This is a genomic window from Porticoccus sp. (assembly GCF_965660005.1).
Classification (GTDB): Bacteria; Pseudomonadota; Gammaproteobacteria; order Pseudomonadales; family Porticoccaceae; genus Porticoccus.
The window spans coordinates 1-23,439 of sequence record NZ_CBFHYF010000015.1 but is presented as its reverse complement, the minus strand read 5'-3'; the positions used below and the strand labels follow the sequence as shown (position 1 = coordinate 23,439).

General features: G+C 54.6%; 22 protein-coding genes. 11 read left to right on the top strand and 11 right to left on the bottom strand.

The window, feature by feature from the left end:
* Window positions 1-76: 76 nt before the first annotated feature.
* On the top strand, window positions 77-568 hold the full coding sequence (locus tag ACTF5G_RS05305; RefSeq protein ID WP_438951778.1) for a hypothetical protein: 492 nt from the start codon (window positions 77-79) through the stop codon (window positions 566-568).
* Window positions 569-637: 69 nt separating this feature from the next.
* Here ACTF5G_RS05305 and ACTF5G_RS05300 read toward each other — a convergent pair whose 3' ends face one another.
* On the bottom strand, window positions 638-922 hold the full coding sequence (locus ACTF5G_RS05300; RefSeq protein WP_438951777.1) for a hypothetical protein: 285 nt from the start codon (window positions 920-922) through the stop codon (window positions 638-640).
* 97 nt (window positions 923-1,019) lie between these two features.
* On the opposite strand from ACTF5G_RS05300, the gene ACTF5G_RS05295 reads away from it, so the two are divergent.
* Window positions 1,020-1,235, top strand: a complete 216-nt coding sequence (locus tag ACTF5G_RS05295) for a hypothetical protein (RefSeq protein WP_438951776.1) — start codon at window positions 1,020-1,022, stop codon at window positions 1,233-1,235.
* A gap of 71 nt (window positions 1,236-1,306) precedes the next feature.
* Here the strand turns inward: ACTF5G_RS05295 and ACTF5G_RS05290 are convergent, their stop codons facing one another.
* Together ACTF5G_RS05290 and ACTF5G_RS05285 are read right to left on the bottom strand one after the other, a co-directional pair.
* Window positions 1,307-3,205 carry an ATP-binding cassette domain-containing protein gene (locus ACTF5G_RS05290; protein ID WP_438951775.1) on the bottom strand — a complete coding sequence of 633 codons (1,899 nt, stop codon included), beginning with the start codon at window positions 3,203-3,205 and terminating at the stop codon, window positions 1,307-1,309.
* A gap of 81 nt (window positions 3,206-3,286) precedes the next feature.
* Window positions 3,287-3,901, bottom strand: a complete 615-nt coding sequence (locus tag ACTF5G_RS05285; protein WP_438951774.1) for an arylesterase — start codon at window positions 3,899-3,901, stop codon at window positions 3,287-3,289.
* A gap of 69 nt (window positions 3,902-3,970) precedes the next feature.
* Here ACTF5G_RS05285 and ACTF5G_RS05280 point away from each other — a divergent pair, with 69 nt between their 5' ends.
* The gene (locus ACTF5G_RS05280; RefSeq protein WP_438951773.1) at window positions 3,971-4,660 is read left to right on the top strand and encodes an ABC transporter ATP-binding protein; all 690 of its coding nucleotides are present in this window, start codon (window positions 3,971-3,973) and stop codon (window positions 4,658-4,660) included.
* A complete protein-coding gene (locus ACTF5G_RS05275) occupies window positions 4,657-7,164 on the top strand; it encodes an ABC transporter permease (protein WP_438951772.1) in 2,508 nt (835 codons plus the stop codon). The genes ACTF5G_RS05280 and ACTF5G_RS05275 overlap by 4 nt, the downstream gene beginning before the upstream one ends.
* A gap of 5 nt (window positions 7,165-7,169) precedes the next feature.
* On the opposite strand, the gene ACTF5G_RS05270 is transcribed toward ACTF5G_RS05275, so the two are convergent.
* The gene (locus ACTF5G_RS05270; protein ID WP_438951771.1) at window positions 7,170-7,550 is read right to left on the bottom strand and encodes a hypothetical protein; all 381 of its coding nucleotides are present in this window, start codon (window positions 7,548-7,550) and stop codon (window positions 7,170-7,172) included.
* Between the two features lie 229 nt (window positions 7,551-7,779).
* Here ACTF5G_RS05270 and prfB point away from each other — a divergent pair.
* The 3 genes from prfB to ACTF5G_RS05255 all read left to right on the top strand — a co-directional run bounded on the left by prfB (window position 7,780) and on the right by ACTF5G_RS05255 (window position 11,802).
* Window positions 7,780-8,875, top strand: a protein-coding gene (gene prfB / locus ACTF5G_RS05265; protein WP_438951770.1) for a peptide chain release factor 2 whose coding sequence is annotated in 2 segments (ribosomal slippage) — window positions 7,780-7,851 and window positions 7,853-8,875 — 1,095 coding nt in all. Because the reading frame shifts where the segments join, the coding sequence is not laid out codon by codon here.
* Between the two features lie 34 nt (window positions 8,876-8,909).
* A complete protein-coding gene (gene lysS / locus ACTF5G_RS05260) occupies window positions 8,910-10,436 on the top strand; it encodes a lysine--tRNA ligase (RefSeq protein WP_438951788.1) in 1,527 nt (508 codons plus the stop codon).
* Between the two features lie 181 nt (window positions 10,437-10,617).
* Window positions 10,618-11,802, top strand: a complete 1,185-nt coding sequence (locus ACTF5G_RS05255) for a diguanylate cyclase (RefSeq protein ID WP_438951769.1) — start codon at window positions 10,618-10,620, stop codon at window positions 11,800-11,802.
* Window positions 11,803-11,828: 26 nt separating this feature from the next.
* Here the strand turns inward: ACTF5G_RS05255 and ACTF5G_RS05250 are convergent, their stop codons facing one another.
* The 4 genes from ACTF5G_RS05250 to ACTF5G_RS05235 form a co-directional block, all read right to left on the bottom strand.
* Entirely contained in the window at window positions 11,829-14,600 is a 2,772-nt protein-coding gene (locus ACTF5G_RS05250) for a valine--tRNA ligase (RefSeq protein WP_438951768.1), read from the bottom strand.
* A gap of 95 nt (window positions 14,601-14,695) precedes the next feature.
* Window positions 14,696-15,121, bottom strand: coding sequence for a hypothetical protein (locus ACTF5G_RS05245; RefSeq protein WP_438951767.1), 426 nt, complete (start codon window positions 15,119-15,121; stop codon window positions 14,696-14,698).
* A gap of 52 nt (window positions 15,122-15,173) precedes the next feature.
* Complete coding sequence (locus ACTF5G_RS05240) at window positions 15,174-15,599, bottom strand: DNA polymerase III subunit chi (protein WP_438951766.1); 426 nt, start codon at window positions 15,597-15,599, stop codon at window positions 15,174-15,176.
* Window positions 15,596-17,083 carry a leucyl aminopeptidase gene (locus tag ACTF5G_RS05235; RefSeq protein ID WP_438951765.1) on the bottom strand — a complete coding sequence of 496 codons (1,488 nt, stop codon included), beginning with the start codon at window positions 17,081-17,083 and terminating at the stop codon, window positions 15,596-15,598. Before ACTF5G_RS05235 ends, ACTF5G_RS05240 begins: the two co-directional genes overlap by 4 nt.
* Before the next feature lie 107 nt (window positions 17,084-17,190).
* Between ACTF5G_RS05235 and lptF the strand changes: the two genes are divergently transcribed.
* Window positions 17,191-18,318 (top strand): LPS export ABC transporter permease LptF, encoded by a 1,128-nt coding sequence (gene lptF / locus ACTF5G_RS05230; RefSeq protein ID WP_438951764.1) that lies wholly within the window; start codon window positions 17,191-17,193, stop codon window positions 18,316-18,318.
* Complete coding sequence (lptG, locus tag ACTF5G_RS05225; RefSeq protein WP_438951763.1) at window positions 18,315-19,403, top strand: LPS export ABC transporter permease LptG; 1,089 nt, start codon at window positions 18,315-18,317, stop codon at window positions 19,401-19,403. The genes lptF and lptG overlap by 4 nt, the downstream gene beginning before the upstream one ends.
* 23 nt (window positions 19,404-19,426) lie before the next feature.
* On the opposite strand, the gene ACTF5G_RS05220 is transcribed toward lptG, so the two are convergent.
* Both ACTF5G_RS05220 and ACTF5G_RS05215 read right to left on the bottom strand, forming a co-directional pair.
* Window positions 19,427-19,918, bottom strand: coding sequence for an RDD family protein (locus ACTF5G_RS05220; RefSeq protein WP_438951762.1), 492 nt, complete (start codon window positions 19,916-19,918; stop codon window positions 19,427-19,429).
* 304 nt (window positions 19,919-20,222) lie between these two features.
* Window positions 20,223-20,900 carry a phasin-related domain-containing protein gene (locus ACTF5G_RS05215; protein WP_438951761.1) on the bottom strand — a complete coding sequence of 226 codons (678 nt, stop codon included), beginning with the start codon at window positions 20,898-20,900 and terminating at the stop codon, window positions 20,223-20,225.
* Window positions 20,901-21,042: 142 nt separating this feature from the next.
* On the opposite strand from ACTF5G_RS05215, the gene ACTF5G_RS05210 reads away from it, so the two are divergent.
* Together ACTF5G_RS05210 and ACTF5G_RS05205 are read left to right on the top strand one after the other, a co-directional pair.
* The gene (locus tag ACTF5G_RS05210) at window positions 21,043-21,684 is read left to right on the top strand and encodes a TetR/AcrR family transcriptional regulator (RefSeq protein WP_438951760.1); all 642 of its coding nucleotides are present in this window, start codon (window positions 21,043-21,045) and stop codon (window positions 21,682-21,684) included.
* A gap of 57 nt (window positions 21,685-21,741) precedes the next feature.
* Window positions 21,742-22,017, top strand: coding sequence for a polyhydroxyalkanoic acid system family protein (locus tag ACTF5G_RS05205; protein ID WP_438951759.1), 276 nt, complete (start codon window positions 21,742-21,744; stop codon window positions 22,015-22,017).
* 180 nt (window positions 22,018-22,197) lie between these two features.
* Here ACTF5G_RS05205 and ACTF5G_RS05200 read toward each other — a convergent pair whose 3' ends face one another.
* Entirely contained in the window at window positions 22,198-23,346 is a 1,149-nt protein-coding gene (locus ACTF5G_RS05200) for a type I restriction-modification enzyme R subunit C-terminal domain-containing protein (protein ID WP_438951758.1), read from the bottom strand.
* Between the last annotated feature and the right edge of the window lie 93 nt (window positions 23,347-23,439).

Genomic DNA, 23,439 nt, shown 5'->3' with positions numbered 1-23,439 from the left:
ATGGGTGTGTGTCGGGTAAGATCTTCCGCCTTTTGTTTGACAGCTTTGTCATGTTTATCTTCTTAAGGGATCGCCAATGAAGTGTTCTATAGGCTCTGCCACCAACCCGGCCAGAGTGTTGCTGCTATCTGCTATTGCCCTATTGCTGGCCGGCTTGTTGCTGCTCTCACCGCCAGCAAAATCCCAGCCTGAGAGGACGCTGTTTGAGCGGATCGGTGGTGTGTATCCGATTGCTCTGACGGTCAATGATCTGGTGGATCGCCTGTACCTGAACGAGACGTTGAATGCGAACCCAAAAATGAAAAAGGTTCATGAAAGCATCGGCTCAAGAGAAAGTGCCAAAGTGGCGCTGACCGCCTGGGCTGTGCAGTATACCGGCGGTCCGGTACTGTTCCCTGTTCAGATTGGTGAGGTGGATGACTCTCTGAAAATCACCGATGGGGAATTTGATGTGATTCTCGACGAATGTGCTGTGTCGTTCAATAACGCGAATTTCCCGCAGCGTGAAGTGGGCGAGTTATTACAATTGGTCGAAGGTTTCCGTTCCCGGGTAGTGATTCAAGGCTAAATAGTCCCGCTGCCTATAATGGTAGCGGGGTATTTCGGTTGTGTTTGTAAGCATTGCCCCTGACCGTGCTCAAGCCGCCAGCGGTTGGTGGCGACCGGGTTGGGACAGTAGGTGCAGCACATGGTTGGCGGTGGGTATATCCAGATTGGTGCCCAGGGTTTCGACAAAGCCCGTGGGCAGGACACACACCACATCGTAGGCGTGTTTCCCGGTGTCCATCACCAGAACGTGATCCTGACGGCAATAGCACACCTGACCCAGAAACGTGGCTGGGTGCACTGACTTGGGGTGTTTGGGGTCGGTAACTTCAACGGTCATGCCCCTGGTTAACAGGTGATTAAAATGCTTTGTCATGGTCATTCCTCGCAGTGAAGTTTTGAATGCCTGAACTCGCTATATCGACTGACTGGTTGCTGAAAATGTAATGGGCGAGAGGGACGTTAGGCGCAGAATGAAGGCAGTTGGCCGTGTCTCCTTCGGTTTCGTGACTGATCCTCCGCAGAGCGCCGGGCGCCCGGTGATTAAAAAGTCGTTAAAGCACGTTTCTGTCAAAGGCTTTTGCCTGGGCATTGAGTCGATAATGGTGAGAATTTTTAGAAAGGGCTATCTAAAGGCCATGTTTGAAAGCATGACTTTTGGTCATGATTATTATGAAAAACTCAGATGATTAGACTGGCAAAAATGTTGTTGCTGGAAACAAAAAAAGCAATTTTATTTTTGTGGATCAGTTTCGGTAAATTAACTCTTCATTTCTTCCAGTTCCACCCAGCGCTCTGCGGCCGTATCCAACGTCTGTTGTTTTTCTGCCAGCTGGTCCAGCACCGGCTGGGTTACGGTGAAAGGGCGGTTGAAGAAGTCGGGATCTGCGGTCTGTTCTTCCAGCGCGGCAATCTCCGTTTCCAGTCGGTCGATCAGATCGGGCAGCATGTCCAGTTCCCGCTGGAACTTGTAGCTCAGTTTGATGACAGGTTTGTTCGCTGCCGCGGTTGAGATGGTCTCGTGATCCACAAGGTGGCCGGAGGGGTGGTCGAGCGTATCGGCAATCTTGAGGTGTTTGCCGCGTTTGATCCAATCACTGTAACCACCGATGTATTCTTCGATTTTTCCGTCTTCCTCAAACACCAGCACGCTGGTGACCACGTTATCGAGGAACTCCCGGTCGTGGCTAACGATGATCAGGGTGCCCTGGTATTCCACCAGTTGTTCTTCCAGCACCTCAAGCATTTCCACATCGAGGTCGTTGGTGGGTTCGTCCAGTACCAGCAGATTGGTGGGACGGGTAAACAGCTTGGCCAGCAGCACCCGGTTGCACTCGCCGCCGGACAGAGCGCTGACCGGGGTCATGGCACGTTTGGGCGAGAACAGAAAGTTGCGCAGGTAACCGATGATGTGGCGTTCCTTGCCATTGATACGGATGTATTCTTTGCCATCGCCAACGTTCTCGGCAATGGTCTTGCTGGTATCCAGCTCCCGCCGGATCTGGTCGAAGTAGCCGATTTCAATATTGGTGCCCAGTTTGACCGAGCCTTCATCGGGTTCTATCTGGCCGAGCAGGATTTTCAGCAGGGTGGACTTGCCGACACCGTTGTTGCCGATCAAGCCGATACGGTCACCGCGCATGATCTTGATCTTGAAATCGTTGATCAGTTGTTCGTTGCCATAGCCGTGGCACACACTGCGCGCTTCGATCACTTTGCGTCCGGAGTTCTCGGCGGTTTCAACGGTGATTTTGGCCTTGCCCTGCACATTGACGCGCTGGGCGCGGCTCTGACGCATGGCCTGCAGGGAACGGACGCGGCCTTCATTGCGCGTGCGCCGGGCCTTGACGCCCTGGCGGATCCAGGTTTCCTCTTCCGCCAGTTTCTTGTCAAACAGGGCGTTGCGGCTTTCTTCTTCCTCGAGGGCCTGTTCCTTGAGGGTCAGATAATTCTGGTAGTTGCCGGGCCAGCTGACCAGATACCCCCGGTCGATCTCGAAGATGCGGGTGGCCAGCCGTTGTAAAAAATTGCGGTCGTGGGTAATGAAGATGACTGATCCCTGAAAGCTGCGAACACGGTGCTCCAGCCATTCGATGGTGCTGATGTCCAGGTGGTTGGTCGGCTCATCCAGTAATAGCAGGTCAGGATTGGACACCAATGCTTTACCCAATGCCACTCGCCTGCGCCAGCCGCCGGACAACTCCGCCAGGGTTTTGTGGGCGGGCAATTCCAGTTGGCTGATAATGGTTTCCACCTGTTTGTCCACCTGCCAGCCGCCACCGGCATCAATTTCGGCTTGCAGGTCTTCCATCGCCTGCATCCCCTGTTTGTCGGGACTCTGCTGGGATTGGTGATAAAACCGGTCGATCAGTGATTGCTGATCGGCCAGGCCCTCCCGCACCACATCCGCGACATTGCGTTCCAGACCGCCCGGCAGAGCCTGTTCCAGCTGGCTGATGCGCAGGTGGCGGCGGAAGTGGATTTCGCCGTGGTCGGGCTTGATTTGTCCGGTGAGGATTTTCAGCAGGGTGGATTTGCCCGTGCCATTGCGCCCGATCAGACAAATCCGTTCACCGGATTCCACCGTAAGCTGGGCATTGATCAGCAGGGGCACGTCGCCAAATTCAATGGAAATATCGTCGATCCGGATCAAAGTCATGCAGCTGGTGGCCTGTGTGCTGGGCAGAGGAAAAGGTTGCGGATTCTAACAGAGTTTTGCTGGTCAGATGAGTCTGGCTACTCATTGATGGCAGGGCGCTTCACCGTTGAGAAGTGGCAGCAATAACTGCATGGCGCGTTCGGTGATCAGTGGCTGTGCCGCCTCGGTAGGGTGTATGCCATCCTCCTGGATCAGAGTTTGATCCGTGGCGATGTCCTCAAAGATGAAGGGGATCAGTGGCACCTGTTCCTCTGCGGCGAGTTTCGGGAAAACATCAGCGAACTGATCGCTGTAGCGCTTGCCATAATTGGGCGGCATTTGCATGGCAAACAGAATGGGCTGAGTATCATTGGCGCGACTGAGGTCGATCATGGCCCGCAGGTTCTGCTCCATGCGAGGAATCGGGTAACCGCGTAACCCATCGTTACCACCCAGCTCGATCAGCACAAAATCCGGTTCGTGTTCGGTGATCAGGGTGTCGAGCCTGGACAGGCCACCGCCGGTGGTATCGCCGCTGATACTGGCATTGACTACCCGGTGGTCATCACCCAGTTGATCTCGCATCAGGTCCACCCAACCCTTGCCGGCATCAATACCATAACCGGCACTGATGCTGTCGCCCAGAACCAACAGGGTGGCACTGTGGGCGGGCAGTAAAACAAACGATAAAATCAGGGCAAAGTAAAAGCGGATCATGGCAAAAAACTTGAGGGTGGCAGACAACTGTTACAGTGTATGGCGTTTGTTGGCAAATGGAAGTAATCAATGATTGAAGCGAACCATATTACCAAAGAAGTGGGTACTTCCGAGGGTATCCTGCGGATTCTGGACGAGATCAACCTGACCGTTGTCGACGGAGAGGCACTGGCGATTGTCGGGCCCTCTGGATCAGGAAAATCGACCCTGCTGGGTATATTGGCAGGGCTGGATACGCCCAGCGCCGGAGTGGTCAGGGTAAATGGGGAGGATATTACGGCCATGACCGAGGAAGGCCGGGCCGCGATGCGTGCCCGCTATGTGGGGTTTGTCTTTCAGTCATTTCATCTGCTGCCCAGTCTGACCGCGCTGGAAAATGTCTCGTTGCCGCTGGAGTTGCGTGGCGATAACAGCGCCACTGAGACTGCTCGCCGCTACCTCGATCGGGTGGGGTTGACCGCCAGGCTCAGCCATTACCCCCGTCAGTTGTCCGGCGGTGAGCAGCAGCGTGTCGCCCTGGCGCGCGCGTTTGCCAGCCGGCCCAGGATTCTGTTTGCCGATGAGCCCACCGGTAACCTCGATACGGTGACCGGCAAGACCATCAATGATTTGTTATTCCAGCTGAACCGGGAAGAGGGTACGACACTGGTGTTGGTGACCCATGAGACGACGCTGGCCAGCCGCTGTCACCGGCGTGTGATGCTGCAGGGTGGCCTGTTAGTGGAGAGCGAGGCGGTGCTGTCGGGTACGCCGGAATGATGGCCTGGAAGCTCTTGTGGCGAAGCTGGCGCGGTGGTCAGCTGGCGCTGATTTTCTGGTCGCTGGTCATGGCAGTGGTGGTGGTCACTGGGGTTGCTCTGCTGGCGGACAGGGTAGAGCAGGCATTGGTCAAAGAGGCCAGTCACTTGTTGGCAGCGGATGCCCAGGTTCGCAGCAGCCGTGCTATCCCGAATGACTGGTTGCAGCGTGCTACCAATGATGGCCTGAAAACCGTAGAGATGGCGCTGTTTGCCTCCATGGTCTACAGCGGGGACAACAACCATCTGGCGGCGGTGAAAGCCGTACAGTCCGGTTACCCCCTGCGCGGCCAACTGATGCTGGCCGAGCGCCCATTTGTAACAGCCCCCGAGTTTTTTGAGTCAGTAAACCGCGGTCCACCCGCAGGTGAGGTCTGGGTGGACAGCCGTCTTCTGCCCATTCTGAAAATGGAACTGGGCGATTCACTGGATGTGGGGGAGGTGACTCTGCGTGTCACCAAAGTCATTGTCGAAGAACCGGATCGCGGTGGTTCTTTCTCGCTGTTCGGTTCCCGGGTATTGATGAACTGGCAGGATCTGGCCGCATCCGGTGTGGTCCAGCCCGGTAGCCGGGTCGATTACCGGTTGTTGCTGGCCGGTGAAGACAAGGATCTGGTCAGTTATCTCGCCTGGCTTGAGCCGCAACTGAATAGCCATGACCGGCTTTTGTCGCCCGACGAAGCGCAGGCGGGTATTGCCGATACGCTGGTTCAGGGACGGCGATTTCTGATTCTGGCCGGCAGTATGGGCGTTGTCCTGGCAGGTATCGCCCTGGCTCTGGCGAGCCGCCATTACGCTGTCGGGCAAACGGCGGCGGTCGCGTTGCTGAAAAGCTGGGGTGTGTCGGCGCGTCGGGTGCGGACACTGTACTGGCAGCAAATATTCTGGTTGGCGTTGGCGGGTTCACTGCTGGGCTTGGCGATTGGCTGGCTGATTCATGAATGGCTGATTCTTGTGGTGCGCGAACTGCTGCCGGTCAGCCTGCCCCAAGCCGGTTGGCGACCCTGGCTGGTGGGTTTGGCGACAGGCATGCTCTGTCTGGTCGGCTTTGCCCTGCCGGCCCTCTGGCACTTGCCGTCCCTGTCGCCACTGGCGGTGTTGCGGCAAGATATCCCTGTCCATCCGGTAAGCGCGTTGAGGCGGCTGGTTATTGGCCTGCTCATCATCGTGCTGATGTTGCTCTGGTATAGCCAGAGTCTCGCCCTCACGCTGGCAATTCTGGCGGGACTGGCAGTGACGGCTCTGGCGGTGATGGGGCCCGGCTGGCTGTTATTGAATCTGGCGCGGCGACTGGGCAGTCGGGCCGGCAGCGTGTGGCGGCTGGCTCTGGCCAATCTGTGGCGTCGACGTGGACAAACGTTGGTGTTGTTGACCGGCTTTGCCGGGGCCATGGCAATTCTGATGACTCTGGTGATGGTCCGCACCACGTTAATGGAGCAGTGGCGCTGGCAACTGGCCGACGATGCACCCAATCATTTTCTGGTCAATGTAGCACCCCATGAGCTGGAGGGTGTGGAACACCTGTTGGCAAATAACCAGCTCAGCACTGTGGGATGGTATGCCATGGTTCGCGGGCGCATCACCGGGATTGATGGTCAGCCGCCCACCGACGAGCTGGTGGAGCAGAATAATGCCCTGCGCCGTGAACTGAATCTGAGCTGGACCGATCAGTTGCCCGAGGGCAACAGGGTGGAAGAAGGGCAGTGGTGGGGAGGGCTGTCCGACTTCACTGAACGCCATGGCGAGAATATGGCACCGGTGTCAATTGAGGAGGACCTGGCCAGTGAGATCGGCGTGACGCTGGGCAGTCGTCTCACTTTTAGTGTGGGCGGACTCACCTTCGACGGAATCATTACCAGTATCCGCAGCCTCAATTGGGACACCATGACCCCCAATTTTTATGTGCTGTTTCCCGACGGATATCTGGAAAGGTATCCGCGAATCTTTATGACCAGCCTGTATTTGCCACCGGACCAGAAACCGTTCGTCAATGAACTGCTCAGTCAGTATCCCACAGTATTGGTGATTGAGCTGGATATGGTGATTGAACGAATTCGCTCCATGGTGACCCAGGTAACCCACGGACTGGAGCTGATGACACTGCTGATTCTAGGTTGTGGGGTGCTGGTGATGCTGGCCGCCGTAAAGTTGTCGATGGCCGACCGGCTGCAGGAAAGCGCTATTCTTCGCACGCTCGGCAGTACGGCCCGGCGCATATTGACAGTGCAATCGGTGGAATTTGGTATGCTGGGTGCGCTGGCGGGGTTGCTAGCCGCTGTTGGTGCAGAGCTGGCATTGTTCCTGCTTCAGCGGCGTATGTTCGAGGCGCCCTTCGGGGTCCATATTGAACTGTGGCTGTGGGGTCCTCTGACAGGAGCGCTGCTGATTGGCTTGCTCGGTGTCCTCTACACACGGAAGGCAGTGAGTCGACCTCCGTTGCAGGTGCTGGGTAATCTCGATATCTGAAACCGTCAGAACAGTATTTTCGCACCGAGGTAAATTTCCTGCTCATCTTCCAGCCCCGCCTGCTGGTGTCTGTCCGGTAAGTGCTGGTCGTCATGGAGAAGCAGGACGTGCCGGGGGGTACTTTCGTCGCTGGGGGTTGTCCAGAGAGATGCGGTTTCCCAGAGAATTGACCATTGCACGGCGAAGATGAAATTCTCTGCAATGGCCTGACTGTCGAGTGGATGATTGTTGCCGTCATCACGGTTTAGCTGGATATCCCAGATGACAGGGTCCTGATGGTGAGCGGGTGACAGTCCGCTGCCCTGTTGCCAGCTGTAAGTATCTGAAAATGCTGGCAATGACACGAATCCGGTTATCACTGCAAGCGTCAGAGCCGGGAATTTCATGGGTTTCTCTCCATTTTATTTTTGTTGGCAACCATCAGGTAAATCATCATCCAGCCAGTGCCAAAATTATCTGGGAATTACTTTTTAGTCATATCTGTACGTAAGCAAGTCGATTGTGGATCGCTTTGTGGCACGCTCAGATGCGGCAGACGGATGCATCTCTGGAGAACAGGGCAGGAATCCGTTAGAATTCCGCCTCGTTTTCTTCTTACAATTCTGGCCGTTATTCATGGAAATCAGTCCACTTCGTCACGCCCTCGAGGACCTTCAAGTTCGCACCGATGTCCTCAGGGGGTATCTTTGACTTTGCTGACAAGAAAGATCGCCTGACCGAAGTCGAGCTGGAGCTTGGCGCTGCGGATGTCTGGGGTGATCCCGATCGGGCCCAGCAACTGGGGCGGGAGCGCTCGTCGCTGGAAATCATCGTCAAAACCATCGAAGCGCTGGACAGTGGCATCGCCGATGCCAGGGACCTGCTCGACATGGCGGTGGAGGAAGACGATGCCGCCGCTGTGGCGGATATTGAGTCCGAAGTGGAGCAGCTCACCGCGCAGCTGGAGAAACTGGAATTTCGCCGGATGTTCTCCGGTGAGATGGACCCCAATAATGCCTTTCTGGATATTCAGGCCGGTTCCGGTGGAACCGAAGCCCAGGACTGGGCGGAAATGCTGTTGCGCATGTATTTGCGATGGGGCGATGAAAAGGGCTTTAAAACCACGCTCGAAGAATGTTCTGCTGGCGAAGTGGCCGGTATCAAGAGTGCAACGATTCTTTTTGAAGGGGAATACGCCTTCGGATGGCTTCGCACCGAGACGGGTGTACACCGGTTGGTGCGAAAGTCGCCGTTTGATTCCGGTAACCGCCGTCACACCTCATTCAGCTCGGTATTCGTTTCCCCGGAAATCGATGACGATGTGGAAATCGATATCAATCCCGCCGACGTCCGGACGGATACCTATCGGGCCAGCGGCGCCGGTGGTCAGCACATTAACAAGACCGATTCGGCAGTGCGCCTGACCCACGAACCGACCGGGGTGGTGGTGTCCTGTCAGAGCGAGCGATCCCAACACCAGAACCGGGACAAGTGTTGGAAAATGTTGCGCGCCAGGTTGTATGAGCGGGAAATGCTGAAACGCAGTGAGGCCGCTCAGGCCCTGGAGGACAGCAAGTCGGATATTGGCTGGGGCAGCCAGATTCGCTCCTATGTGCTCGATGACCAGCGCATCAAGGATTTGCGCACTAACGTCCAGACCAGTAATTGCCAGGCCGTGCTGGATGGTGATCTGGATCGCTTCATTGAAGCCTCACTCAAAGCCGGTCTGTGATAACGATGCCGGTCCAACCCATGTTGCAGGTGCCATGACAGATTCACCAAAAAATACCAACGATCAGGCAGAAGAAAACAGATTGATCACCGAGCGTCGCGCCAAGCTGGCCACTATTCGGTCCGAGGCCGAAGCGGTCGGTGGCAATCCGTTTCCCAATGATTTTCGTCCGGCGAATCAGGCGGCATCACTGCAGGCCGATTACGGTGATGAGTCCAAGGAAGCCCTCGAGTCCGGCAATCACCAGGTCAGTGTTGCCGGGCGGGTCATTCGCAATCGCGGAGCCTTTATGGTGTTGCAAGATGCCTCTGGGACGATTCAGCTTTACGTTACCAAGGAGGCGCGCAGTTTTGCCAAAGGTGTAGATCTTGGCGACATTGTCGGAGTCGCCGGGGTACTGCATAAGTCGGGCAAGGGCGATCTTTACGTCAATATGGAGCAGTTCCAGTTGCTCACCAAGGCATTGCGCCCGCTGCCTGACAAGTATCACGGGCTGGCCGATCAGGAACTGCGTTATCGCCAGCGTTATGTGGATCTGATTGTCAACCCGGAGATCCGGGAACTGTTTCGCACCCGGTCTAGGGTGATTGATTTTATTCGTCGCTATCTCAACAACCGGGCCTTCATGGAGGTGGAAACCCCCATGTTGCAGGTGATTCCGGGCGGTGCTACCGCCAAACCATTTGTGACCCATCACAATGCCCTCGACATCGATATGTATCTGCGTGTCGCACCGGAGCTGTATCTCAAGCGGCTGGTGGTCGGCGGCTTTGAGCGGGTTTACGAGATCAATCGCAATTTCCGCAATGAGGGACTCTCGACCCGCCACAACCCAGAATTCACCATGCTGGAGTTTTATCAGGCCTATGCAGATTATCAGGACCTCATGGACCTGACCGAGGACATGTTGCTCAATCTGGCTACTGAGGTGCTCGGTACCACTGAAATTGTCAGTACCGTCAAAAATGCCGAGGGGGAAGTGCTGCAGGAAACCCGTTACGACTTTGGCAGGCCGTTCCGTCGCCTGTCGGTGTTCGATGCGATTCTCCACTTCAATCCGGATATCAGTGCAACAGCGCTCTCCGACACGGAGGGTGCCAGGGAACTGGCTGAACATCTCGATATTCCCCTCAAGGACAACTGGGGACTGGGGAAGGTGCAGATCGAGATTTTCGAAAAGACTGTCGAGCACCGCCTCGACCAGCCGACATTTATTACCGAGTACCCTACCGAAGTGTCTCCGCTGGCCCGCCGCAACGACGACAATCCCTTTGTCACAGATCGCTTTGAGTTTTTCGTCGGCGGTCGTGAAATTGCCAATGGCTTCTCCGAGCTGAACGATGCAGAAGACCAGGCGGCGCGTTTTCGTGCCCAGGTGGCAGAAAAGGAGGCCGGGGACGACGAAGCCATGCACTATGATTCAGATTATATCCGTGCACTCGAGTACGGCTTGCCACCCACTGCCGGCGAAGGGATTGGTATCGACCGCCTGGTGATGTTGCTTACAGATTCACCGTCAATCAGGGATGTGTTGCTGTTTCCACATATGCGCCCCGAGTAGTACGCTGATTCCTTTGCTGTTGTATGAAATCACCAAAGGGTTTCTGACTGGGGTGGGCTGAGTAACAGGTTTGCAAAAACGGCTACCAACAGCCTGGTACGTTTCGGGTATCATCAATAATACCGTGGTATCCGTTTTCAAGCGGGTATTTTTTCATGGAGAGCAAGGGATTATGTCGGGGATGTCAGAGAATCGAGAAAAGCCGGACTGGCTCGACAAAGTCAGTCGTGCCCCGCAGTCCGCTGCAGCCGATGCGCAAACCCAGTGGCAGTCGCTGACCAGCGAGCTGGTGATGCTGACCAGCGGGCTGGTGATGACGGCCCTGTCGCTCTGGGATCTGTATGCAGGGCTGGGGCCGGTGTGGACGAATCTGGTTACCCTCGCAGCCGGGTTGATCATCACCCTCTTCTATATTCTGCTACTCAAAAAGGGTGGCGCCAGTGTTCGCATGACAGCCGTCATACTCCGATTGACCCTGGTCATCATGGTATCCCTGCATTTTTTCTGGTTGTTGGTCGAAGACGTGGAGTGGTCCGGACTGCTCTCGTGTCTGGTGATGTTGCCGTTGTTTTTTCATCTGCTCGGGTATCAGCGGGGTTTGGTTCTGGTATTGCTTTTGATCAGTGGCACCACATGGCTGCTGTTCTGGCCAAACAGGTTTTATACGTCCCCCTACTCAGTAGAGATGCTGTTTCGGTTCTGGGCGGCCTATCTGATACTGGCCTGGATTTCCTTCGCGGTAGAGTCCATCCGCCACCAGACCGGGCAGCGGTTGCAGGCCACCTGGATTGAGCTTGATACGCAGGCGTGCACGGACGAGTTAACCGGTCTCGCCAACCGCCGTGGGTTCAGGGAGTACCTGGGCAAACAGGAGCAACGCCGCACCCAGGGAGAGGGCAGTTATGCAGTGATTCTGGGAGATATGGACGATTTCAAGCAGACGAATGACCGGTATGGCCATGACGTTGGCGATCAGGTGCTGGCGACAGTGGGCAAGCTCGTCAGCAGCTTGATTCGAACAGATGACCTGGCCGTTCGCTGGGGTGGTGAGGAGTTTCTGTTGCTGCTTTCCGGTACCGATGCAGAAGGTGCTCAAGTGCTGGCCGAGAAAGTCCGCGACTGCGTGTCGACCAGTAAAATTCTGGTGGAAGGCGAACCGATTGAACTGACCATGAGTCTGGGGGTTGCCGCCCAGCAACAGGATGTGCCTTTGTCGGTTTTGTTGAAATCTGCGGATGATGCCATGTACGAGGCCAAACGCCAGGGGAAAAACAGGGTGATCATGGTGGGCCACCTATCATCCGAAATAAAAGGTGAATCCCCCCAGGATTCACCGGCGGTGGCTATTGACCCGGTGAATGCCTGAAGACAGGCAGCTGCAGATAAACCGTTTCAGAGTCCCTTGATGGTGGTGCATTGCTGGGAGAGCTTCCTCAGTGTTGCTTCCATTTCGGCCATTCTTTCCCGCTCCTTGGCAACGACCTCGACCGGTGCTTTGCCAACGAAGTTTTCGTTGCCGAGTTTGTTCTGTACCTTTTCCAGTTCACGCTGCAGTTTGTCGATTTCCTTGTACAGCCTTGCCAGTTCCGCATCTTTGTCGATCAACCCGGCCATGGGGACCAGAATTTCCATATTGCCCACCAGCGCTGTGGCAGACATGGGTGCTTCTTGACCGGGTTGCAGCCAAGTAATGGACTCCAGATTGGCCAGTTTTGCGAGGAACTGACGGTTTTCGTCCAGTTTTCGCAAGTCATCGGTGGAGCCATTATTGAAATAAATGGGCAGATGTTTTGCCGGCGTAATGTTCATTTCGCCACGGATATTGCGGACACCGATGATCACTTTCTTCAGCCATTCGATATCCGAAATGGCGGTTTCATCGATACGGTCTGGATTGGCTTGGGGGTAAGACTGCAACATGATGGTGTCGCCCTCCGCTCCGGCCAGCATCTTGATTTGCTGCCAGATTTCCTCGGTAATAAAGGGCATTAGCGGGTGGGCCAGTCGTAGGGTCGTTTCCAATACTCTGACCAACGTGCGACGGGTACCCTTTTTCAGGGCCGGTGAGGCGTTGTCATCCCATAGAACTGGCTTGGACAACTCCAGATACCAGTCGCAGTACTCGTTCCAGAAAAATTCGTAGATAGCCTGTGACGCCAGATCGAGCCGATAGTTATTGATGGCGTCAGTTGCCGCCTTTTCAGCCTGTTGCAGCCTGCCGATGATCCAGCGGTCTGCCAGGCTCAGTTGGTAGTCAGTGCTGTTGTCCTGACCGCAGTCCTGCTGCTCGGTATTCATCAGTACATAGCGGGCGGCATTCCACATTTTATTGCAGAAGTTCCGGAAGCCCTCGATTCGGCCTACATCGAAATTGATGTCCCGTCCGGTCGATGCCAGCGAATAATAGGTGAAGCGCAAGGCATCTGTGCCATAGGGTGCAATACCCTCCGGGAACTCCTTGCGGGTCTGTTTTTCGATCTTTTCCCGGAGTTGCGGCACCATCATGCCGGCGGTGCGTTTCTGCAGCAGGGATTCCAGCTCGATCCCGTCGATCAGGTCGATGGGGTCGAGCACGTTGCCCTTGGACTTGGACATTTTCTGACCGTGACTGTCGCGTACCAGCCCGTGTACATAGACGGTGCGAAACGGCACCTCATCCATAAAGTACAGGGTCATCATGATCATCCGGGCCACCCAGAAAAAGATGATATCGAAACCGGTCACCAGCACGCTGGTGGGGTGGAAAGTTTTCAGAAAGGCAGTCTGTTCCGGCCAGCCCAGCGTGCCGAAGGTCCACAGGCCGGAGGAAAACCAGGTGTCCAGAACGTCTTCGTCCTGGGTCAGTGCAATATCACCGAGCTCGTGGTGCTGGCGCACTTCCTCCTCGCTGCGGCCTACGTAAACGTTGCCCTCTTCGTCGTACCAGGCGGGGATGCGGTGGCCCCACCACAGCTGCCGGGAGATGCACCAATCCTGAATGTCGCGCATCCAGGAGAAGTACATATTCTCGTACTGTTTGGGCACAAACTGGATACTGCCGTTTTCCACTGCGTCGATGGCTTTTTCCGCCAGCGGTGCAGTTTTCACGTACCACTGGTCGGTCAGGTAGGGCTCAATCACAACACCGGAGCGGTCGCCGCGGGGGACCTTCAGTTTATGGTCGTCAATTTTTTCCAGCAGCCCCAGGCTGTCGAGATCCGTGACAATCTGCTTACGGGCCTCAAAACGGTCCATGCCGTGATAGGCTTCAGGCACCTGCTCGTTCAGGTGGGCATTATGGTCGAAGATATTGATCATCGGCAGGCTGTGGCGCTGGCCCACTTCGTAGTCGTTGAAGTCATGGGCGGGAGTGATTTTGACACAGCCAGTGCCGAATTCGCTGTCTACGTAGTCATCGGCGATGATGGGGATTTCACGATTGGTCAGAGGCAGGGTGACGGTTTTGCCCACCAGATACGTGTAGCGTTCATCCGTTGGGTTCACTGCCACGGCGGTGTCGCCGAGCATGGTTTCCGGGCGGGTGGTGGCGACGGTCAGAAAGCCGCTGCCATCGGTGAGTGGGTATTTGAAATGCCAGAGGTGACCGTTTTCCTCTTCGGCAATGACTTCCAGATCGGAGATGGCGGTGTGCAGTTTCGGGTCCCAGTTTACCAACCGCTTGCCGCGATAGATCAGACCGTCCCGATAGAGGCGAATGAAGACTTCCTGCACAGCTTTATAGAAGCCGTCATCCATCGTGAAACGTTCCCGCGACCAGTCCGGGGATGCCCCCAGACGTCGCAGCTGACGGGTGATATTGCCGCCGGACTGCTCTTTCCATTCCCAGACTTTTTCAATGAATTTCTCCCGACCCAGCTCGTGGCGGGAGGTGCCCTCCGCGTCCAGTAGCCGTTCCACGACCATCTGGGTGGCAATGCCTGCGTGATCGGTCCCTACCTGCCAGAGTGTGTTCTTGCCGCTCATACGGTGATAGCGGATCAGTGCATCCATGATGGCTTCCTGGAAGCCGTGGCCCATATGCAGGCTGCCAGTGACGTTGGGTGGCGGAATCATGATGCAATAAGGTTCTGCCCGAGGGTCAGAGCCGGGTTTGAAATAACCTCGTTGCTCCCAGGTCTGGTACCACTTTGATTCAATATCTTGGGGACTGTAGATCTTTTCCATGCGCACTCGTAGGGGTTTTTGGCAAAACACGACACCGCCATGGCGGATCACTGTGGGGGCAAATAAGCGTAAAGGCGGGGATTATAAAGGGCCAGTTAGCTTGCGTCGACGAGGTTTTCGTCACCCTCCGTCGAATCCTGGCCAAGTGCCAGACGCAGCTTTTCCCGTAGCTGACGTTCCAGGATGGGCAGGTATTCTGCCACCAGTTCATCGAGTAAATGTTCCAGCTCCGGGTCTCTGGATATTGAAACAGAACCGACAGGCTCGGTTAGCAATGACGTCGAGATTTGCGGGATAACCGGGTTGTTGCCTGCACTGAACACTTCGGCTGGATCTTGTTCATCTTCGAGTGAGTCGGTAAGAATCGGGATATCCAGCTCGAAAGGGTCTTCAAGGTCGCCGAAGGCTTCATCCAGCATGGGAATATTCTGCTGTACCTCCGGGCTCTCGTGAAGGGTGTAGCGCAGCTGGTCGAGCTCGTCGATTAACTGCTTTCGCGGGTCCTTGGGTTCATGATGCATGGCGCCTACCTCTGGTCGCCGGGAAGATGATTCGGCTTCGTGGCAATCAGGACTATTTGTTGTTAGTCAGATCGTGAAAGTTTAGCGGATAGCCGCGGTGTTTATAAAAGCCGAAACGGGCACGCTTCAGTTCTATCACCTGTTGGTCATCGTAGACGATCTCAATGGCTTTCTCAAAGCGCGAAAACCACCCCGGTGTATTGTCGGCCAGGTTGATCAGCAACCCGTGGTGCTCACCCGGGTCATCAGCGTGATTGATGGCGACGGCAGAGGCAGGCCCTGACTCTATGGCATGGGGTATAAAGGCGGTTGGCCGGAACGACCAGAGCATGCCGTCGAGTTGATGGGAAACATCCTCGCTACCTGTGTGTAGCAATACCTGAATGCCCTGCTGGTAGGCTTTTTCGGTCAACTGGCAGGCCAGTGTCAGCGATGCGTCGAAGCCGCCGCTTATCTTGTAAAAATTGATATGGGTCATTGGCTGACCTGTCCTGTCAGAAATTCAACCAGCAATGGAACCGGGCGACCGGTGGCACCTTTGTTGGCGCCACTGTTCCAGGCAGTACCGGCGATATCCAGGTGTGCCCAGCGATAGCTTTTGGTGAACCGCCCAAGAAAACAGGCAGCGGTGATGGTGCCCGCCTCCCGGCCGCCGATATTCGCCATATCGGCAAAATTACTTTTCAGCTGCTTGTCATATTCATTCCACAGCGGAAGCCGCCACACCCGGTCACCACTGGTCTGGCCGGCATTTTCCAGCGCTTCTGCCAGGGTGTCATCATTGCTCAGAAGACCACTGGCATGACTGCCCAGTGCCATCACACAGGCGCCAGTGAGTGTCGCAATATCAATCACGAATGACGGTTTGTAGCGTTCGGCATAAGTGAGGGCGTCACAGAGGATCAGGCGGCCTTCGGCATCGGTATTGAGAATCTCAATGGTTTGTCCGGACATGCTGGTCACAATGTCTCCCGGCCTAGTGGCGCTGCCGCTGGGCATATTTTCTACCGCCGGGATAATACCCGTGACATTCAGGGGGAGGTTATACTCGGCGATGGCCGATAGGGTGCCAAGCACGCTGGCGGCACCGCACATATCGTATTTCATTTCATCCATGCCGGCCCCGGGTTTGAGGCTGATCCCGCCGGAATCAAAAGTGATTCCCTTGCCCACCAGCACAATCGGCTTGCTCCGGGCCTTGCCACCTTTGTACTCCAGCACAATCATCTTTGCCGGTTGTTCAGTGCCCGCGGTCACTGATAACAGTGAACCCATGCCCAGTGCTGCCATTTGTTTTTCGCTGAGGATCTTGCAATCTAGATTAGGGTATCGGCTTGCCAGCGCCCTGGCCTGACTGGCGAGGTAGGTGGGAGTACAGATATTGCCGGGCAGGTCGCCCAGTTCACGGCTGAAGTTGACGCCATTGGCGATGGCGCCGCCGAGGTGCAGCACCTGCTTCATCGCGCCCGTCTCCTGTTTGGCAGGGCAAAACAGGGAAACCTTGCTCAGGCTTGCTGGCTTTTTTTCCCTGGTATTGAAAGGATTGAACAAATAAGCCGCCTCGCCCAGTTTGCGGGCCAGTTGCTGCGCCTGCCAGGGGCGTTCTCGCTCGGCTGTGGCTATACCTTCGAGGGAAATGGAGACAGATTTGATCGGTAACCTGGCCAATTGGCTGGCCAGAGCGGACAGGGTGTTGAGGCAGGTATGCTCGTTCAGCGCTTCCTTGCCAGCACTGAAGATGAGCAGTCGTTCCGCCGCCAGGCCTTTTGGCTCATTGATCAGCTGCATGCCACCATCGGCATATTTGAGATCACCTTTTTTGATCAGTCGTGCTATCAGCCCTTCGGTCGCCTGGTCTATCTGCTGGAGGTCAGAGCAGTCGAGACCCTTCGGACCATAGGCGATGACGAGACACTCGGTTTTGCGGGTGGTGAGCTGACCGACAAAGGTATTAAATTCCATGATATCTCCATTGACAGGTAGGGAGTGCGAGACAATAGCAGTGTAATTCTGGATAATTGGTTGAACAACTCCAATGCCAGACAGTTGAGCATAACAGGAACCCACACTTGCTGATATTTCGCTACATTGCCCGGGATCTGCTGATCTCTACATTTGCTGTCAGTGGGATCTTGCTGATCCTGGTCGCCAGTGGCCGGTTTGTGAAATACCTGGCGAGAGCAGCAGCGGGTGAAATGGATGCCGGTGTACTGTTGGCTATTATCGGTTACCGCCTGCCGGGTTTTCTCGAATTGATTCTGCCGCTGGCTTTTTTCCTCGGTATCTTGCTCAGCTACGGTCGACTTTACGTGCAGAGTGAAATGACTGTCATGAGAGCCTGTGGTATGAGCGTACGCAGGCTGGTGGTTTACACCATGATTCCAGCGGTGTTCGTTGCGTCTATTGTGGCCTGGTTGAGTCTGGAAGTGAGTCCCTCCGGGATGCGGAAGGCCGAAGCGCTGTTGTTGGCACAAAAGGAACGCGGCGAACTGGATGGTCTGATTGCAGGGCATTTTCATCCCCTGCAGGGCGGTCGTGGTGTCACCTACACCGAAGAAGTGACTAAACAGAAAGAAATGCAGGATGTGTTTCTTGCGGAAAACAATCCCGATGCCGTGGAAGGGAAGCAGCTGGTATTGGTTGTTGCTCCCACCGGGCATGTCCGTGTCAGTCCCGATCCGAAGGAGGCGAACTATCTGGTTCTTGAGGATGGTTACCGAATTGAAGGTGTTCCGGGCAATGCCGATTATCAGATCACCCGCTTTGAAGAATACGGTCAGCGTCTGAGTAAGCCCGAAGAACCAAGAAGCCGGGACAAGGTGGATACGCTGGCAACCGGAGATTTAATCGGTTCTGATCTTCCATCGCACATTGCCACACTTCAGTGGCGCCTGTCCGTGCCGGTATTGGTGCTGGTGGTGGCGTTGCTTGCGGTTCCGCTCAGTAAAACAGATCACCGTCAGGGCCGGTTTGCCAAGACCTTGCCGGCGGTCATTTTATACATGGTTTATCTGGTGTCGCTCAGCGGTGCCAGGGGGTTGGTGGAAGACGGTAACACCGCTGCCCTGGCTCTGTTGTGGGGTATCCACATCCTGTTTTTGTGTATAGCGGTGCTGCTGTTCAATTGGTCTGCTGTTGGCAGTCAGCTTGAACGTCTCTCGCGGGCCGTCCGTAAACCGGTGGAATTCCAGCCATGAGTTTAAAATCGGGCTATCAGTCAATGGGGTGCCTGTCTTCCTATGTGATGGGGTCGGTATTGTCCGCGATTGCCATCGTCCTGCTGGTTATCGTGACTCTCGATGCCGTTGGTGCTGTCATCGACGGGGTGGGTGATATCGGCAACAGGTACACGTTTTTTCAGGTGGTTATCTATGTTGGATTGACATTGCCTGGGCGGATTTACGAACACATCCCCATGGCATCCCTGATCGGCTGCCTAATTGGTCTCGGCGTGTTGGCCAACAATTCTGAACTGGTGGTAATGCGCTCCGCAGGTGTTTCCCTCCTCCGGATTGTCTGGTTTGTGACCCGGCCGATCCTGATACTGATTTTTTTGGGCGCACTACTGGGTGAGTTTGTGGTTCCCTATACCGACCAGTATGCCGAGAGTCGGCGCATGGTGCTCAAGGGAGGAGAAAGTTCCCAGGAAACCAATATCGGGGTCTGGAACAAGGAAGGCGACGAATACATGCATTTCAATGCGGTGTATCCCGGCGGTGTTCTGTTTGGCGTCACTCGCTATCAATTTGATAATGAGCATCGAATTCAGAGTGCCAGCTTTTCCGAGCGGGCGACTTTTCAGGGAGATCACTGGCTGGAGGAAAGAGGTGTGGTTACCCGCTTCCTGGATGGCAAAGTAGAAATCGGTGAATTTACCACGCGTCTCTGGGATAGCCAGTTATCACCGGAGTTGCTCTATTTGATTGTCCTCCCGCCGGAATCACTGGCTATTCGGAGTCTCTATGATTACACCGAGTATCTGGAAGGACAGGGGCAGGAGGCTTCAAAATATCAACTGGAGTTCTGGCGCAAAGCATTGCAACCGATCACGATTGTCAGCCTGGTTCTGATCGCAATCTCCTTTGTGTTTGGTCCTCTCAGGCAGGTGACAATGGGTTACCGGATTTTTGCCGGAGTTCTGGTGGGGCTGGTATTCAGTACCGCTCAGGATCTGCTCGGTCCGGCGAGTGTGGTCTTCGGTTTCCCCCCGCTGCTGGCGGGAGTGATTCCCGCGTTGGTCTGTGCCGTCATAGGGCTGATACTGTTGCGCCGAGCGGCTTGAGTTGTTTCTTGCCAGGTTGGCTGTTAGTTGGCCACCAAATTTTTCTTGCTCTTCGCTTTTGGTGGTTTCGGCAATAAAACTGTTCGGGTATGGCTCCATTTATCATGCAGGCAGTCACCGTTGTGGTCCACCAGACACCATAAATAGCCGGTGCCAAGGGCGGCAAAGGATAGTGGTGCAAGGGCAGCGCGTATCCAGCAAGCTTGCCAGGAGGGTATCCCTCCATCCGTGCCGATGAGCCTAATTCGCCACGACTTCATGCCGAGGGTCTGTCCGGAGCGACGCCAGCACCAGACAAAGAACAGCGCACAACAAAACCACCATCCCGTCATGATCAATAATTGCAGTGAACTATGTGGCGCCTGCAAGGTATCGTCACCGAATAACCGGCGTAGTAGTAACAGGAGGACACCATACGCAAAACTGATGCCCAGCAGCAGAAAACTGTCATATAACATTGCCATCAGTCGTCTTGCCAGATTTGCGGAAGGAAGGCGTTTGGGAGAATCAGTCAAGAAGCACGTCACCTTGTCAGTTGAGGTCGTTGGTGAGCCAATAATAAATCGATCCAGGTCGTATCAAGGTTGGGATCGACAGCAATATTCTAACAAAAATAGCGCCAACTCAGAATTCATAACTGAGACCAATTTCCGATTCACTCGAAGTTTTATGGAGGACTTTGGTGAATGGGCTGCTTCATTTACCAAAGATTGGCCGGCGGCAAAAAAAAGGCTGCCGGTGAGGGCAGCCTGTCAAGAAGGCCTATGGGATGTGGCCTTGGGCACTAGTTGCTCTTGCGAGCAAGGGGGTAAGACAATATCAAGCGTTTGTAGGGTTGTCCGCTTTTGGTGCAGTCGATACTGGTTTCGTCTCAGCACCGACGGGTTTGCTAGCCACAGGAGCGGGTTTGGCTGCCGCCGGTTTGGTCGTCGCCGGTTTCGCTGCCACTTTTTTGGCAGGCGTTTTTTTTACAGCAGGTTTTGCAGCTGGCGCAGTTGCTGCTGACGGCTTGGCCGTTAGCTTGTTAATGGTGCGAATCAGTTCATCCACCTTGGCATTCAGCTCAGCCAGTTTTTGATCGTTGTTGTGGAACGAAGGCATGGAGGGAATCGTCGGCATCACCATTTTGGAAGAGACTTTTTCACGAATCTCATCGATTCTGGCGCTGACATTCAGATTGATACCTTCCTTGCGGAGATCCTTGCCACGCTTCTTGAGCTTTTCACCCTTGGCTTTTAACTTTTCGCTCTGAGCTTTCAGTTTATCGCCAGCTTCCTTGAACTTGTCACCGGTTTTATCCAGTCTGGTCTTGGCTTCCGCCTCAATTTTCGTGCCACGGGCAACCAGATCGTCAAAATAGCGACGTGTCTGGTCGCTCATTTTTTCATAGCCATCATGAATGTTGTTAAGGCCATGGCCATAGGCACCGAGTCCGGCCAGCCAGATCTTGCGTGCCAGTTCTTCAGTTTTGTCGATAGTGTTTTTAAGTTCTGCCATAGTAGTATCTCCGGTAGCAGTTGAATTCGAGTGTTTACGCTTAATTTCATGCCACATTAGTGATAATTTTTAGAAAACGCATACTAAAAAAACGACTTTTACGAAATCGTGAAATTTATTTTGCAGCACAGGCGGGATGTCGATGAAAAGGCGTGATCATATTCTGTTGGTGAGTCTGGAGCTGTTTAATCGCGAGGGTGAAACCAATCTCACTGCGGTGGATATTGCCAATGAGCTGGAGATCAGCCCCGGCAACCTCTATTACCATTTCAAGGGAAAGGAGGAAATGGTCACCGAGCTCTATGAACAGTTTGAGGCCGGGATTGAAACACTGCTACAGGACTCCCGCAGTGCGGAAGCCAGTCTGGAAGAACACTGGCTCTATCTGTATGTCATGCTGGAACATATTTTCAACTACCGCTTTTTTTTCCGGAATACCACAGACCTGCTGCACAAATACCGCGGTATAGATACACGGTTCCGCAAGCTGGTGGAAAAGCAGTATCGCTGGATACACGGGTTGCTGGAGGGGCTTCTGGAGGAAGGGCTGCTGACGGATAGGACGATGATTGCAAGCCGAATTGATCAGTTGGCCGACAACATGATGTTGATCTTTACCCACTGGTTTCAGTTCCAGAATTTGCGTAAAAAAGAACTCGACCAGCATCAGTTCATTCAGGGCGCCATTTTGCAGATTATGGCACTATTGGCACCCTATCTGGGTGAACAGCAATTGCAGTTTATGGAAGCCTGCACAGCGCTTTCGCTCCGTGAGAAGCAGTAGCCGTCATTTGGGATTCGGGCAGGTTCAGTCAAATAATAAAAAGAGAGGTAAAGTCAGGTGAGTCATATTCAGTTGGAACGCAATCACACCATGGAGAAAGAGCAGGTCCGCGCCATGACGGAAGAGCTGGGGCAAAAACTGAAAGCCAAACATGGTGGCGACTATTGCTGGGAGGACGACACCGTTCATTACAAGCACAGTGGTATCGATGCCAGAGTGAGTTTTGACGATAAAACAATCAGGGTGGATGTAAAACTCGGTTTGTTGATGGGCGCCTTCAGGGGAATGATCGAGTCAGAAGTCACCAAGTATCTGGATGAGAAGTTTGCCTGAGGGGACACTCACTTATTTGGATTAGTTCAGACCCGGGACTATTTCTGCGCACCACCGACACTGCCCAGGTATTCGATTACCTCAACTAATGCACATTTTGGCCAAGTACCAACGCGCAAGCTGCGGGGCACACACAAACAAGCGCCCCGTTAGCCCAAACAGGGTTGAGTGAAATTGTTATCAGTATAAATCCCGTTGAAATCCCACAAACACATCCCGAATATTTTTTACCTCACCCAGTTCGTTTACCGCATCGCGGATGCTGTGATATTTCAGCTCGATCAACTGCGGCAGTTTTTCGAGGTCGAGCTCACCGACGCCACGTTCGACGTAATGGCCGAGTACGAACTGCAGGAATTCCTGTTGCCGGTAATCGCTGTAATGGCTAAAAATGGCCGCACGGTGAGAATCGACGCGCTCTGCGCGGCTAAGCGGTGGATGATTAAAAGCAATATAGGCAAGCACATCATAGAGATCGCTTTGCTCCGCATTGATCATCTTGCCGATTTCCCGCAACTGCTCGACACCGAAGCCGCGTTCTTCCGGTCCCTCGAGCAACTTCTTGCGGGTTTGTGGCTGGCTCCAGGTGCTGCGCAGCTCATCTTCGTTTTTGAATAACTCGGGCAGTTGCCCAAACAGCTGCTCGACAAATTGTGTGGCTGACAGGGGCTTTCCATCCGGTCCCCAGAAGCTGGTGGAGCTCATGTGTTGAATCATGCGTTCCTTGCCATCGGCCAGCTTGATTTTCGTTTTAACACGCTTCTCACACTCACAGGGGTATTCACCGCACTGGGGGCAGTTTTCCGGTTCTGGACGCACGCACGCACAGGGGGTCTGGCCGCAAACCGGGCAGGGCTTGGGTGGCGCCACTTCGCAGCTACAGGGAATGTTGCCACAGCGCTTGCAGGCTTCCGGCTCCAGCGGCTCGCCGTCCCATTCCGGGTCGTTGAAGTGCTCATAGGCCTTTACAAAGTCATAGATGGTGAAGTAATCCTTGCCATCGAATAATCTGGTGCCGCGGCCGACAATCTGCTTGAACTCGATCATCGAATTCACCGGGCGCAGCAAAACGATATTGCGGATATTGCGGGCATCCACCCCGGTGGAAAGCTTTTGCGAGGTGGTGAGGATGGTGGGAATGGTTTTCTCGTTATCCTGAAACAGGCGCAGAAAACGTTCGCCCTCGGCACCGTCATTGGCGGTTACCCGCACACAGTAATTCGGCTCGCGGCTGGTTTTATACTGGTTAATCAGATCGCGCACTGCCAGGGCATGTTCCTGTGTGGCGCAGAACACCGGGGTCTTTTGGCGCTGGTCTATCTTGTCCATAAACAGCTTAACCCGGTGTATGTCGTCAAAGAAATCCGGACTTGGCCACGCCTGATTTAAGAGAGAGTTAGCTCATCGGGGTTGCTTGTCTAT

Coding starts and splice junctions, on each gene's coding strand:
- ACTF5G_RS05305 (WP_438951778.1), top strand. CDS start 77: ATGAAGTGTTCTATAGGCTCTGCCACCAACCCGGCCAGAGTGTTGCTG.
- ACTF5G_RS05300 (WP_438951777.1), bottom strand. CDS start 922: ATGACAAAGCATTTTAATCACCTGTTAACCAGGGGCATGACCGTTGAA.
- ACTF5G_RS05295 (WP_438951776.1), top strand. CDS start 1,020: ATGAAGGCAGTTGGCCGTGTCTCCTTCGGTTTCGTGACTGATCCTCCG.
- ACTF5G_RS05290 (WP_438951775.1), bottom strand. CDS start 3,205: ATGACTTTGATCCGGATCGACGATATTTCCATTGAATTTGGCGACGTG.
- ACTF5G_RS05285 (WP_438951774.1), bottom strand. CDS start 3,901: ATGATCCGCTTTTACTTTGCCCTGATTTTATCGTTTGTTTTACTGCCC.
- ACTF5G_RS05280 (WP_438951773.1), top strand. CDS start 3,971: ATGATTGAAGCGAACCATATTACCAAAGAAGTGGGTACTTCCGAGGGT.
- ACTF5G_RS05275 (WP_438951772.1), top strand. CDS start 4,657: ATGATGGCCTGGAAGCTCTTGTGGCGAAGCTGGCGCGGTGGTCAGCTG.
- ACTF5G_RS05270 (WP_438951771.1), bottom strand. CDS start 7,550: ATGAAATTCCCGGCTCTGACGCTTGCAGTGATAACCGGATTCGTGTCA.
- lysS (WP_438951788.1), top strand. CDS start 8,910: ATGACAGATTCACCAAAAAATACCAACGATCAGGCAGAAGAAAACAGA.
- ACTF5G_RS05255 (WP_438951769.1), top strand. CDS start 10,618: ATGTCAGAGAATCGAGAAAAGCCGGACTGGCTCGACAAAGTCAGTCGT.
- ACTF5G_RS05250 (WP_438951768.1), bottom strand. CDS start 14,600: ATGGAAAAGATCTACAGTCCCCAAGATATTGAATCAAAGTGGTACCAG.
- ACTF5G_RS05245 (WP_438951767.1), bottom strand. CDS start 15,121: ATGCATCATGAACCCAAGGACCCGCGAAAGCAGTTAATCGACGAGCTC.
- ACTF5G_RS05240 (WP_438951766.1), bottom strand. CDS start 15,599: ATGACCCATATCAATTTTTACAAGATAAGCGGCGGCTTCGACGCATCG.
- ACTF5G_RS05235 (WP_438951765.1), bottom strand. CDS start 17,083: ATGGAATTTAATACCTTTGTCGGTCAGCTCACCACCCGCAAAACCGAG.
- lptG (WP_438951763.1), top strand. CDS start 18,315: ATGAGTTTAAAATCGGGCTATCAGTCAATGGGGTGCCTGTCTTCCTAT.
- ACTF5G_RS05215 (WP_438951761.1), bottom strand. CDS start 20,900: ATGGCAGAACTTAAAAACACTATCGACAAAACTGAAGAACTGGCACGC.
- ACTF5G_RS05210 (WP_438951760.1), top strand. CDS start 21,043: ATGAAAAGGCGTGATCATATTCTGTTGGTGAGTCTGGAGCTGTTTAAT.
- ACTF5G_RS05200 (WP_438951758.1), bottom strand. CDS start 23,346: ATGGACAAGATAGACCAGCGCCAAAAGACCCCGGTGTTCTGCGCCACA.